The organism is Streptomyces sp. NPDC016469 (assembly GCF_040632905.1).
Classification (GTDB): domain Bacteria; phylum Actinomycetota; class Actinomycetes; order Streptomycetales; family Streptomycetaceae; genus Streptomyces.
In genome coordinates this window covers 52,272-64,273 of sequence record NZ_JBEYCQ010000013.1, presented here as the reverse complement: position 1 = coordinate 64,273, position 12,002 = coordinate 52,272, and the positions used below count along the sequence as shown (strand labels likewise).

Annotated in this window: 14 protein-coding genes; 2 read left to right on the top strand and 12 right to left on the bottom strand. The window is 70.9% G+C overall.

The window, feature by feature from the left end; genetic code table 11:
• Positions 1 to 48: 48 nt before the first annotated feature.
• Both ABZ565_RS16985 and ABZ565_RS16980 read left to right on the top strand, forming a co-directional pair.
• On the top strand, positions 49 to 636 hold the full coding sequence (locus ABZ565_RS16985) for a TetR family transcriptional regulator (RefSeq protein WP_361026641.1): 588 nt from the start codon (positions 49 to 51) through the stop codon (positions 634 to 636).
• Between the two features lie 104 nt (positions 637 to 740).
• Positions 741 to 1,181, top strand: coding sequence for a hypothetical protein (locus tag ABZ565_RS16980; protein ID WP_361026984.1), 441 nt, complete (start codon positions 741 to 743; stop codon positions 1,179 to 1,181).
• Positions 1,182 to 1,206: 25 nt separating this feature from the next.
• Here ABZ565_RS16980 and ABZ565_RS16975 read toward each other — a convergent pair whose 3' ends face one another.
• The 12 genes from ABZ565_RS16975 to ABZ565_RS16920 all read right to left on the bottom strand — a co-directional run bounded on the left by ABZ565_RS16975 (position 1,207) and on the right by ABZ565_RS16920 (position 11,715).
• Complete coding sequence (locus ABZ565_RS16975; protein WP_361026638.1) at positions 1,207 to 1,692, bottom strand: hypothetical protein; 486 nt, start codon at positions 1,690 to 1,692, stop codon at positions 1,207 to 1,209.
• Between the two features lie 51 nt (positions 1,693 to 1,743).
• Positions 1,744 to 2,475 (bottom strand): uracil-DNA glycosylase, encoded by a 732-nt coding sequence (locus ABZ565_RS16970; protein ID WP_361026635.1) that lies wholly within the window; start codon positions 2,473 to 2,475, stop codon positions 1,744 to 1,746.
• A gap of 102 nt (positions 2,476 to 2,577) precedes the next feature.
• Positions 2,578 to 4,164 (bottom strand): ABC transporter substrate-binding protein, encoded by a 1,587-nt coding sequence (locus tag ABZ565_RS16965; protein ID WP_361026981.1) that lies wholly within the window; start codon positions 4,162 to 4,164, stop codon positions 2,578 to 2,580.
• A gap of 117 nt (positions 4,165 to 4,281) precedes the next feature.
• Positions 4,282 to 5,037, bottom strand: coding sequence for an SDR family oxidoreductase (locus ABZ565_RS16960; protein ID WP_164401963.1), 756 nt, complete (start codon positions 5,035 to 5,037; stop codon positions 4,282 to 4,284).
• A 20-nt stretch (positions 5,038 to 5,057) separates the two neighbouring features.
• Positions 5,058 to 5,819 carry a 3-oxoacyl-ACP reductase FabG gene (gene fabG, locus ABZ565_RS16955; protein WP_361026632.1) on the bottom strand — a complete coding sequence of 254 codons (762 nt, stop codon included), beginning with the start codon at positions 5,817 to 5,819 and terminating at the stop codon, positions 5,058 to 5,060.
• 213 nt (positions 5,820 to 6,032) lie between these two features.
• Positions 6,033 to 6,416, bottom strand: a complete 384-nt coding sequence (locus ABZ565_RS16950) for a DUF3037 domain-containing protein (protein WP_361026629.1) — start codon at positions 6,414 to 6,416, stop codon at positions 6,033 to 6,035.
• Entirely contained in the window at positions 6,413 to 7,264 is an 852-nt protein-coding gene (locus tag ABZ565_RS16945) for a HipA family kinase (RefSeq protein ID WP_361026626.1), read from the bottom strand. The genes ABZ565_RS16950 and ABZ565_RS16945 overlap by 4 nt, the downstream gene beginning before the upstream one ends.
• Positions 7,265 to 7,656: 392 nt before the next feature.
• Entirely contained in the window at positions 7,657 to 8,091 is a 435-nt protein-coding gene (locus tag ABZ565_RS16940) for a sensor histidine kinase (protein WP_361026623.1), read from the bottom strand.
• The gene (locus ABZ565_RS16935; protein WP_361026620.1) at positions 8,064 to 9,164 is read right to left on the bottom strand and encodes a histidine kinase dimerization/phospho-acceptor domain-containing protein; all 1,101 of its coding nucleotides are present in this window, start codon (positions 9,162 to 9,164) and stop codon (positions 8,064 to 8,066) included. Before ABZ565_RS16935 ends, ABZ565_RS16940 begins: the two co-directional genes overlap by 28 nt.
• Positions 9,161 to 9,865 (bottom strand): response regulator transcription factor, encoded by a 705-nt coding sequence (locus tag ABZ565_RS16930; RefSeq protein WP_361026617.1) that lies wholly within the window; start codon positions 9,863 to 9,865, stop codon positions 9,161 to 9,163. Before ABZ565_RS16930 ends, ABZ565_RS16935 begins: the two co-directional genes overlap by 4 nt.
• A gap of 48 nt (positions 9,866 to 9,913) precedes the next feature.
• Entirely contained in the window at positions 9,914 to 10,642 is a 729-nt protein-coding gene (locus tag ABZ565_RS16925) for an ABC transporter permease (protein ID WP_361026614.1), read from the bottom strand.
• Between the two features lie 152 nt (positions 10,643 to 10,794).
• Positions 10,795 to 11,715 carry an ATP-binding cassette domain-containing protein gene (locus ABZ565_RS16920; protein WP_361026611.1) on the bottom strand — a complete coding sequence of 307 codons (921 nt, stop codon included), beginning with the start codon at positions 11,713 to 11,715 and terminating at the stop codon, positions 10,795 to 10,797.
• Positions 11,716 to 12,002: the final 287 nt, after the last annotated feature.

Below are 12,002 nucleotides of genomic sequence, written 5' to 3'. Positions count from 1 at the left end.
ACACCGCCCAGCGTACTACAGCTGTAGTTGCGGCGGTAGGTTGACCCCATGACCGCACGCCCCACCGGCTCCGACCGGGCCGGACTGATCGCCGACGCCGCCCTCGCCCTCCTCGCGGAACGCGGCATGCGGGGGCTGACGCACCGCGCGGTGGACGAGCGGGCCGGTCTGCCCCAGGGCTCGACCTCGAACCACGCCCGGACCCGGCAGGCCCTGCTGGAGGCGGCGGTGCGACGGCTGGCGGAGCGCGAGGGGCGGATCCTGGCGCCCGGTGGGCTGGGGTCGGGCACGGACACCGACGAGCTGGTCGCGGGGCTGGCCCGGGCGCTGCACCGCTATCTGACGCACCACCCGGAGCTGCTGGTCTGCCGGTACGAACTGGCGCTGGAGGCCACTCGCCGCCCCGAGCTGCGGGAGTTCTTCGACGCGACGGGCATGCAGTTCCGCGCGCCGCTGGTGGCGCTGATGACAGCGGCCGGATCTCCGGAACCGGAGCGGCACACGCTGTCCCTGGTGGCTTGGTGCGAGGGGCTGATGTTCTCGTGCGCGGCCGGCTCCTACCACCGCTCCGTCCCCAGCGAGGCGGAGCTGCGCCGCGGCTTCGACGAGCTGCTGCGCGGGATGCTGGGGCGCTGACGCGCCGCTCCGGCGTCACTCGTGCGGGCGGATCGGGGGCGACGGAGGCGTGGACCGGTCGCCGGCCCCGCAGAGTTGATCACGTGCAACGAACGAGAACCGCCGTGAAACTCCTGGTCTGCCTCGCGGTCGCGGCCCTGTCGGGGTGCGTGTCCGTCCAGCCGCATCCGGCAGCCCCGCCCCGCCCCGGGGTCAGCCGGCCGGCCCACGACCTGGCCCCGCAGACCGCCGGGCCGCCGGTGCACGACACGCTGGAGGCCGTACCGAAGGCGAAGCCGTCCCGCGCGGCCTCGCCGTCCGCCGCGCGCAAGCCGTCGCCGGGCCGCCCGGCAGCCCGCCCCGGCGAGCCGCGCCTCCCGCTGCCGCAGCGGCCCGCGCCCGCTCCGGACCTGCCGCTGCCGCGCCGGATCGCCCCGGCCGCCTCCGCGCCCGTTCTGCCCGCGCCCGGCGGCGGAACCGGGGTGTGCGATCTCGGCAGGGGCTACGGCCACTGGCCGGCGGGCAGCCCCCAGTCCCGGATCTGCGACCGCGCCTACGGCCGGTGAAGCGGCGGAGCTCCGGAGCAGCCGGTCACCACTCGCGGAGCCGCCGTTCCAGCCGGCCGATCGCGGCCCGGACGCCGCCCCCGTATCCGTCGTCCGCACCGTCGTCGGCCAGCACCGCCGAGGCCGCCCGGGCCCGCTCCAGATGGTCCCGGGCTGCGGCCGGGCGCTGGAGCTTCATGTAGTCCGCGGCGAGGTTGAGGTGCAGCGACGGGTAGAAGGCGCGCATCGCGAGCGCGTCCCGGTCTCCGGCCACGCGTTCGTCGGCCAGGGCCCGGGCCGCGGTCAGCGCGCGCAGGTCCCAGGCCAGCTCGTCGGCCGGATCGTCCTGCGTATCGGCCATGTAGTGCGCCAGGGTGCAGCGGTGCAGGGCGTCGCCCTCGTCGCCGATCTCGGACCAGAGCACGGTGAAGCGGTTGCGGGCCTCCTCCCGGTCGCCTCCGTGCAGCAGCATGACCGCCTGGCCGATCCTGGTCATGAAGACGTCCTCCGACGCCTCCCGCTGCTCCGTCACCACGGCCTCCTCGCACCCGTCCGCCCGAACCCGGCGGTCCGGGTTCCGACGCTAACCGCCGGGACGGGCGGACACGGGGAGGCTCGGGCTCGGCCCGGCTCCGCCCAGGTCGGGGATGCGCCAGTCGATGGGCTGGTGGCCCTGCTGGGCGATGGCCTCGTTTATCCGGGTGAAGGGGCGGGAGCCGAAGAACTTCTTCGCCGACAGCGGCGAGGGGTGCGCGCCCTTCACCACCACGTGGCGCTCGGTGTCGATCAGGGGGAGCTTCTTCTGCGCGTAGTTGCCCCAGAGGACGAAGACCGCAGGGTCGGGGCGGGCGGCGACGGCCCGGATCACCGCGTCGGTGACCTTCTCCCAGCCCTTGCCCTTGTGCGAGTTGGCCTCGCCCGCGCGGACGGTGAGCACGGCGTTGAGCAGCAGGACGCCCTGCTCGGCCCACGGCATCAGATAGCCGTTGTCCGGGACGGGCAGGCCCAGCTCCTCGTTCATCTCCTTGTAGATGTTGCGCAGCGAGGGCGGGGTCTTCACGCCGGGCCGAACGGAGAAGCACAGACCGTGCCCCTGGCCCTCGCCGTGGTAGGGGTCCTGGCCGAGGACCAGGACCTTCACCTTGTCGTACGGGGTCGCTTCCAGGGCCGCGAACACCTGCTCCCGGGGCGGGTAGACCGGTCCGGCGGAGCGCTCCTCCTCGACGAACGCGGTGAGCTCCTTGAAGTACGGCTTCTGCAGCTCTTCGCCGAGGACGCCGCGCCAGGACTCGGGCAGCAGGTCGGTGTCGGTCACGTGAACAACCTCCGGTAAGCAATCCGTTCTTGCTTCCAGAACCTACCGGGCGCCACTGACAACGCGGTCCGGGCGGGCCACCGGGGCCCGCCCCGCGCGGTGCTACCAGCTGGCCTTGCGGTACAGCTCCCACATCTGCATGACGGTCTGCGGGTCCAGGGCGCGCTCGCCGCCGCCGATGTCCTCGCCTGCCGCCACGTACAGCTTGCCCTGCCAGAGCGGCAGCAGCCGCACGTCGTCCACCAGGATCTTCTGGGCCCGCTCGAACTCCTTGGCGACCGCGCCCCGGTCGCTCTGCTTGCGGGACCGGGGCAGCAGCAGCTGGGTGATCTCGTCCTTCACGTACGGCATGCCCGTGACGCTGTTCTTGCCCACGAACGGGGCGATGAAGTTGTCCGGGTCCGGGAAGTCCGGGAACCAGCCGCGGCCGAAGACCGGGTACTCCCCCTTGGTGAAGCCCGCCTGGAAGGTCTTCCACGGGCGGCTCTTGAGGGTGATGCGGAAGAGTCCGGAGGCCTCCAGCTGGCGCTTCAGCTCGTCGAACTCGGGCGCGGTCGAGGAGCCGTAGCGGTCGGTGGTGTACCAGAAGGTCATGGGGACGGGCGTGGTGATGTGCGCGTCGGCCAGGATCCGGCGGGCCTTGTCCTTGCTGGGGTTGCCGAAGGTGTCGAAGAAGGTGGTGGTGTGCGTCGCGATGCCCTTGGGGACCATCGAGTACAGCGGTTCGGCCGTGCCCCGGTAGACCTTGGCGACGAGCGCGTCCCGGTCGACCAGCTGGGCTATGGCCCGCCGGACGGCCGGTTTCCCGGCGGCGGGGTCGTCCGGGTTGAAGACCAGGAAGCGGATGTCGGCGCCGGTGGACTCCACGATCTGGAGGTCCCCGCCCTCCCCGTTGCTGTTGCTGTCCTCGATGCTGACGACGTCCTCGGCGGACAGGCCGCGGTAGGTGGCGTCGATCTCGTTCTTCCGGAGCGCCTTCACCATGGCGCCGGAGTCCTTGAAGTACCGGATGGTCACGGCGTCGTTCTTGCGGTCGGCGAACCCTTCGTAGTCGGGGTTCTTCACCAGCTCGGAGCGGTCGCCCTGCTCGTAGGCGTTCAGCAGGTAGGGGCCGGAGCCGGTGACCTTGCCGTCGTCGCGGATCTTGTGCTTCGAGTACGCGCTCGGCGCGACCAGGGACATGGCCGGGGTGGCCAGGACGAACGGGAAGGTGGCGTCGGGCTTCTTCAGGTTGAAGATGACGACGTCGTCGCCCTTGGTCTCGACCCGGTCGAGCGAGCCGAGCATGCCGACGGGTCCGCCCTTGACCCCGATCTCCGAGATCCGGTCGATGGAGTACTTCACGGCCGCCGCGTCCAGCTTGTCGCCGTTGGAGAACTTCAGCCCCTCGCGGAGCCGGCAGCGGTAGGCGGTGCTGGTGCGGTCGGTGAACCTGCACTCCTCGGCCGCGTCCGGCTCGGGGGTCGTGCTGCCGGTGGGGAAGCTCACCAGGGTCTGGAACACGTTGCGCATCAGCTCCCAGGAGCCGTCCCACGCCGCCGCCGGGTCCAGGGTCGAAGGCTCACTGGTCGTCCCGACGGCGAGCTTCTGCTCCACATCCGAGCTGCCGCCGGGCAGCAGCCCGCAGCCGGCCAGCAAGGACAGGGACGCAAGGGCTGCAGCGGCCTGCAGACTGGCCCGGTAGAACACGTGCACGCTCCTCGATCAGCCATGGGTCGGCAGACCATACCGCAGCGCCCCGCCGGGTCAATCCGCAGGCCCGGCGGGGCACTTGAGGCAATCAGGACCATATCGGCCCAGGCCGGATCAGCCGACTCCGGCATTCAGGAAGATGCCGCCGTCGACCACCAGCGTCTGGCCCGTGATCCAGGCGGACTGGTCGGAGGTGAGGAAGGCGGCCGCGCCGCCGATGTCCTCCGGCACCCCGAGCCTGCCGAGCGGGTAGGCGGCCGCCGCCTCCTCCTCGCGGCCCTCGTACAGCGCCTGGGCGAAACGGGTCTTGACGACCGCGGGCGCGATCGAGTTGACCCGGACCACCGGTGCGAACTCGTGCGCCAGCTGGAGGGTCAGGTTGACCATGGCCGCCTTGCTCATCCCGTACGCGCCGATGAAGGGCGAGGCGGAGACACCGGCGACCGAGGCGATGTTGACGATCGCCCCGCCGTTCTCCTTCTGCCACGCCTTCCAGGTCTGCTGGGCGAAGCCGAGCGCCGAGACCACGTTGGTCTCGAAGACCTTGCGGGCGACGTTCAGGTCGAGCTCCGCGATGGGCCCGAAGACCGGGTTGGTACCGGCGTTGTTGACCAGGAAGTCGACCCGGCCGAACGCCTCCATGGTGCGGGCGACGGCCGCCGCCTGGTGCGCCTCGTCGTGCGCCTTGCCGGCGACGCCGATGACCCGGTCGGCGCCGAGCGTCTCGACGGCCTCCTTCAGGGCGTCCTCGTTGCGCCCGGTGATGCACACCCGGTCGCCGCGCTCGACGAGCGCCTGCGCGATGCCGTAGCCGATGCCCCGGCTCGCGCCGGTGATCAGCGCGACCTTGCCGCTGTCCTGCACAGTCATGATGTCCGCAGCCCTTCGGGTCAGTTGAGCGGTCCGCCGGCCACGTACATGACCTGGCCGGAGACGAAGCCGGCGGCGTCGCCCGTGAAGAAGGCGATGGCGTTGGCGATGTCGTCGGGGACGCCGACGCGCTGGACCGGGATCTGCGTCGCGGCGGCCGCCTGGAACTCCTCGAAGCCCATGCCGACGCGGGCCGCGGTCTGCGCGGTCATCTCGGTGACGATGAAGCCGGGAGCCACGGCGTTGGCGGTGATGCCGAACTTGCCGAGTTCCTTGGCGAGGGTCTTGGTGAAGCCCTGGAGGCCCGCCTTGACCGCCGCGTAGTTGGCCTGGCCGCGGTTGCCGAGCGCCGAGGAGGAGGACAGCGACACGATACGGCCGAACTTGGCGTCCACCATGTGCTTCTGGACGGCCTTGGCCATCAGGAACGCGCCCTTGAGGTGCACGTTCATCACGGTGTCCCAGTCGGACTCGCTCATCTTGAAGAGCAGGTTGTCGCGGAGCACGCCCGCGTTGTTGACGAGGATCGTCGGGGCGCCCAGCTCGGCGGCGACCCGGGCGACGGCGGCCTCCACCTGGGCGCCGTCCGACACGTCGCAGCCGACGGCCAGGGCCTTGCCCCCGGCGGCGGTGATCTTCTCGACGGTGTCCTTGCAGGCCGCCTCGTCGAGGTCGAGTACGGCGACGGCGCGGCCCTCGGCCGCCAGACGTACCGCGGTGGCGGCACCGATGCCCCGGGCCGCTCCCGTCACGATGGCTACGCGCTGCTCGCTGGTCGACATGCTTGGCTCTCCTCGCCCTTGGATAGCGGCTCAGCGGACGTCGGGGGCTCGGAGAGAACCCGCCCGATGACTGAGCAACCGCTTAGTACCTTCAGCAGACGAGACGCTAGAAGCCCTGGCACCCGGTGTCAACGGGCCACGGGCGCAGCGGCGCATGTCACACTCCGCCGGGCCGCCGTCACGCGGTGCGCGGGCGGCGGCCCCGGGCGCCGGTCAGCGCACCAGCAGGTCGAGCAGCCGCTCCACCTCGGCCTCGGGATCGGCGGTCAGGCCGCTGTGCACGGGCCCCGGCTGTACGACGGTGGAGCGCGGCGCGATCAGCCAGCGGAAGCGGCGGCCCGCATCGTCGCCGGCGGCCTGGCCCGCGTCCGTACCGCCGCGGCAGACGCCCTCGACGGCGTGCAGCGCGGCCCGGACCCCGGTCACGTCGGCGCCGGGGTCGAGCGCCTTCAGCTTGGCCTCGTCCAGCTCGGTGCGGGCGGCCACGAAGCCCTTGGCGCGGCAGTAGACCACCACCCCGGCGTTGAAGCACTCCCCGCGCTGGACGCGGGGGACGACGCGCAGCAGCGCGTACTCGAAGACATCGCGCCCGCTCATGCCCGGCCGCCCTTCTCGCCGTCCGTGGCGTGGGTGCGCGGGGCGAGCCGTTCGGTGATCCAGCCCGGGGCCTGGGACGGCTTGTCGGGGGTGGGGGCGTCCATGATGATCCGTTCGTGGATGGTGGCCGCGCGAACGGCCAGCGCGTCCGCGTACGCCTGCCGCAGCTCGTCCGTCGAGCCGAAACCGGGTTCGTCCACCAGCCACTCGTCCGGGACGTCGGCGGCGGCCTCGGCGAGCAGCTCGGGCGTCACCAGCGGAGCGAGCTCGGCGGCGGCCGAGGCGATGTCGGGCCGGAAGGGGGCGAGGGCGTGGTCCGAGGCGTTGTACGGCTTGGCGGCGGACGCCTGGGCACCGGGCCAGTTATGGTGCCAGATCATGGTGGCGCCGTGATCGATGAGCCAGAGGTCGCCGTGCCAGACGAGCAAGTTCGGGTTGCGCCAGGACCGGTCGACGTTGTTGATCAGCGCGTCGAACCAGACGACCCGCCCGGCCTCGCGCGGGTCCACCTCGTAGGCGAGCGCGTCGAAGCCGAGCGAGCCGGGCAGGAAGTCCATCCCGAGGTTCAGGCCGCCGCTGGCCTTCAGCAGCTCCTGCACCTCCTGGTCGGGCTCGGCGAGCCCGATGACCGGGTCGAGCTGGATCTGCACGAGCTCGGGCACGCGCAGCCCGAGCCGCCGCCCGAGCTGCCCGCAGATCACCTCCGCGACGAGGGTCTTGCGGCCCTGGCCGGCTCCGGTGAACTTCATGACGTACGTGCCGAGGTCGTCGGCCTCGACGATCCCGGGGAGCGAGCCGCCTTCACGCAAGGGCGTGACATAGCGGGTCGCTACGACCTCTTCCAACATTTTCCCAGGCCACCCATCTCTTCAACCTTGCGATCCACGGAAGGCTTCTCCGGAGCGTAGAGGCCGGGGACACGGGTCGACAGTGCTGGGGAGCATCCGGGGAGTTTCGGCTGGCAAGCTGATCCCTCACGCTCTCCAAGCAGACCGTCGACGGTGCCGCGCCCCTTGCTGCCGGCCTCAGGCATGAAGTGAGCATAGTAACCGAGAGTGATCGCAGGCGAGGAGTGCCCGTGCCGCCGAACCAGGGTCACGACGGACTCTCCACGTACGTGCCGCGGGTGTGTCGTCTCCGGCGGGTGGGTCCTGTGCCGCGCAAGCTGCGTCGGGACCCCGACGGGCTGGGCAGGTTGGCTGTCGGAGCGGCCTGGAGCCACGGCCTTGAGCGGGGCTCTTCAGGAACCGGTGAGGGGGCTCTCGTCGGGCAGGGGCAACAGGATGCGGAAAGTCGTGCCCTGGCCGGGGGCGGTGTCGACCTCGACGTGTCCGTGGTGTGTGCCGACCAGGGAGTGGACGATGGACAGGCCCAGACCGGCGCCGCCCGTCGGGGTGCGGCCGCGGGCCGTGTCGCCGCGGTAGAAGCGGTCGAAGATGTGGGTGGCCTGCTCGGGTGTCATCCCGGAGCCCTGGTCGCTCAGCTCGAGGACGGCCTGGCCGTCCAGCGTGCCTACGCCGATGCGCACCGGGGTGCCGGGCGGGGTGTGGGCGATGGCGTTGCCGACGAGGTTGGAGGTCACCTGGCGCAGGCGCGCTTCGTCACCGAGTACGGGGGCGCGGCCGGGCGGGCCGCCGCCCGGGCCGGTCAGGGTGACGGGACGCTCCGGTGCCATGGCCCGCAGGTCGTGCAGGGCGTCGGCGGCCAGGGTGCGCAGTCCATCGGGGTGAGTTGCAGGGGCAGGCGGGCCTCGGCCGTGGCCTCGTCGTCGAGCCGGGCCAGCAGCAGGAGGTCTTCGACGATACGGACGAGGCGGGCGGCCTCGCGTTCGATGCGGTTCATGGCGGAGTCGACGTCGGGGCGCTGGGGCATGCCGCCCATCCGGTACAGCTCGGTAAAGCCCTTGATGCCGAACAGGGGGGTGCGCAGTTCGTGGCTGGCGTCGGCGATGAAGGTGCGCATGCGCTCGTTGGTGGCAGAGCGGGCTGCATCGCCGGCTTCGATCCGGTCGAGCATGCCGTTGAGTGCAGCCGACAGACGTCCCAGTTCGGTGTTGGTGGTGGCCGGCTGCGGAATGCGGCTGGACAGTTCCCCGCCTGCGATGGCCGCGGCCGTCGTCTCGATGCGCCGCAGCGGCCGCAGTCCGGCGCGTACGGCGTACCAGGCGATGAAGCCCAAGAGGACGAGGACCAGGGAGTCGATCACCAGCATCCACACGCCCAGGTGCCGGATCGTCGCATGGACCGATGCCAACGAGCCGGCCGCCACCACGCCGGCCGGAGCGGCCTGTCCCGCGCCCTCCGCCGGTACGGCGATCACCCGCCAGTCATCTCCGCTGCCGCTGTCCGGCGCCTGGAGGGGACGCTCGTTGCGGGCTTCGACCGACGCCCTGTCGAGTACCGGAAGCCGTGGGGCGCTGTCGGTGGCCGGGCGCAGTGTGTGCTGGATGCGGCCCTTGGCATCGAGGTAGGCGACATACGCATCGTCCGTCAGCTCGCCCTCTACCGCGCCGCGTAGCCGTGCTGCGCTGTCCGCCGGTGCCTGGTCCAGGTTCGGCAGCCGCGCCGCGGTCGTTGCAGCGGTGCGCAGCCGGTCGTCCAGCTGGTGCACCAGCTGCCGTTCCAGCAGTGTGACGAGCAAGGCGTTGCTGGCCAGCAGGGCGGTGACGACGAGCAGCAAGGTGATGGCCACGACCCGTCCGCGCAGCGACATGCGGCTGATCGGTCCGCCCGCGGGGGCGGCACTCATGTGCGGGTCCTGCGCAGGACGTAGCCGGTGCCGCGCACGGTGTGGATCAGCTTCGGCTCGCCTGTGTCGATCTTGCGGCGCAGGTAGCTGATGTAGGAGGCGACGATGGAGTCGTCCCCGTCGAAGTCGTAGTGCCAGACCTGGTCCAGGAGCTGGTCCCTGGACAGGACCTGCCCGGCGTTCTGCATCAGTACGCGCAGCAGGCTGAACTCGGTCGGCGACAGCTGTACTGGCTGACCCGCGCGGGTCACCTGGTGGCTGTCGGGGTCCAGTTCCAGGTCGTCCACGACCAGCAGCCCCTCGCTCCGGCGGCCGTTGGTGCGGCGCAGCACGGCCTGGATGCGCAAGATGAGCTCTTCCAGGTTGAAGGGCTTGGTGACGTAGTCGTCCCCGCCGGCCCGCAGTCCGCTGATCCGGTCCTCGGCTGCGTCCCGTGCGGTCAGGAACAGGATCGGCGGATGCCCGGTCCCTTGGCCGACGGGGTGCTCGCGCAGGCGGCGGGCGACCTCAAAGCCGTTGAAGTCGGGCAGCATGACGTCCAGGACGATCAGGTCGGGGCGCTGTTCGCGGACCGCTTCCCATGCCTGGGCGCCTGTCTCGGCCGTGATCACCTGGAAGCCGGTCAGCCGCAAGCTGGCGGACAGCAGCTCACGCAGTGTGGGTTCGTCCTCCACCACCAGCAGTCGCTGTGTCGTCGTCACGGTGTCCGTCCCCGGCCGGTGGTCTTCTGTCTTCACTGTGCTGCCCTGCTAGGCGTCGCGCTTGCGGAAGACGACGAAGGCCGCCGCCGTCAAGGCCGCCACACTCCCGGCCATGACGCCCAGTCCTGCCCAGGGTCCCAGCAGCTCGGGATCCTGGACGCTGGTGATGATCTGCCCGCCGGCGATCGGCGGCCAGTATTTCGACACCCAGTCGCCGATCCCGCCGGGCAGGGCCGGAGCGAACGCCTGGACGATCAGCATGACACCGAACAGGCTGGTCACCGTCGCCGTGGTGGAGCGGATGACCGTGCCCAGAGCCAGTCCGAAGAGCCCGGCCAGTGCCAGATATAGGCCACCACCGACGATGCCGCGCAGCGCCACGCCGTCGCTGAGTGCCAGGTGCGGAACGCCCGCCCCGGACAGCGTCGCCTGCCCGACCAGAAAGCCGGCCAGCGACACCGCGATCCCGACCGGGAGCGCCACGCCCACCAGTACCACGGCCTTGGAGGCCAGCACCCGTGCTCGGTGCGGCACGGAGGTGAGGGTGGGGACGATGGTGCGCGCCCCGTACTCGGAGGTGATGGCCAGGCCACCCAGCAGACCGAGCGCTATCTGCGCGAGCAGATAGCCGCGCATGCTGGTGGCCAGCGGGTCGAACGTGGCCTGGTCCGCAGGGCTCAAGGCCGCGAACTCGCTGCCGGCGGATGAGCCGTTCAGCGCGGCCAGCCCGACGGTGAACGCCATGGTGCCCAGGATCACGAACAGAGTCGACCGCATCGTTCGGATCTTGATCCATTCGGCGTGGAGGCTGTGCCAGAAGGTCGCCTTTCCGCCCGGCGTACGGTCCGAGCCTGGTGAAGGGAGGCGCCTCATGCGGGCGCGCCGGCGGATCTTCGCCGGTTCGACGGGGGATTGCGTGATGGCGTGACTCATCGGCTCGTCTCCTCTTCTGCCTGGTATTCCACTGCATCGCGGGTCAGCGCCATGAATGCCTGCTCCAGGGACGCCGGGCGTGGGGCCAGCTCGTGCAGTTCCACCCCGCCGGCTGACGCCAGCGCTCCGATCTCGGGGGCTTCCAGACCGGTCACGACCAGGGTCTCGCTGTCCTCCCTACGAACGTGCGCGGCCGCGGCCGCGGCGAGCATGCCGCGCAGTTCGTCGGCCTGCGGGGTGCGGACCAGGACCTCGCGCTCGGAGTGCGTGTCGATGAAGTCCTTCATCGACGTGTCGGCGATCAGTTTTCCGCTACCGATGACGATGAGATGGTCGGCGGTCAGTTCCATCTCGCTCATCAGATGGCTGGACATCAACACCGTGCGTCCCTCAGAGGCCATCTTCCGCATCAGCGAGCGGATCCACACGATGCCCTCCGGGTCCAGCCCGTTGAGCGGTTCGTCGAAGACCAGCACCGGAGGATCGCCCAGCAGCGCCGCGGCGATACCCAGCCGCTGGCGCATTCCCAGGGAGAAGGCTCCTGCCCGGCGTCGCCTCACCTTTTCCAGGCCGACTTCCGCCAACGCTTTGTCCACCCGGCTGCGGGGGAGCCCGTTGCCGGCCGCGAGCGCCAACAGGTGATGATAGGCGGTGCGGCTGGGCAGCACCGCCCCGGGATCCAACAGCGCCCCGACGGCTTTCAGCGGCGCGGGCTGCTCGGCATAGGGCCGCCCGTCCACGGTGGCCGTGCCGGAGCTGGGTGCATCCAGCCCCAGGACCATGCGCAGCGTGGTCGACTTACCGGAACCGTTGGGCCCCAAAAACCCGGTCACCTCACCGGGACGCACAGCGAAGGTCAGATCGTCCACGGCAAGGACATCGCCGTAGCGTTTCGTCAGACCACGTACTTCGATCATCGAGGCTCCAGGAACCGGTGGCAGAGGTGCACGCGATAGCCGCATGCGCCGCTCCATCGTCGGTCTACGACGTGAGCCGGATCTGGACGAACATGTGCGCCTCATGACAGCGCCAGGCCCCTGACCTGGGAAGACCCCGCTGGTAGCGCTCGGCGGGGCCGGGATTCACATGAAACTCACACGAAGCGCACCGCTGCGGCGGCGCACGCTGCCGCGATCACGCCATCGGACGCGCATCGCTCGAACCTCGGCCGCCCACTCCTATGGGACGACGGGCGCGATGCCTG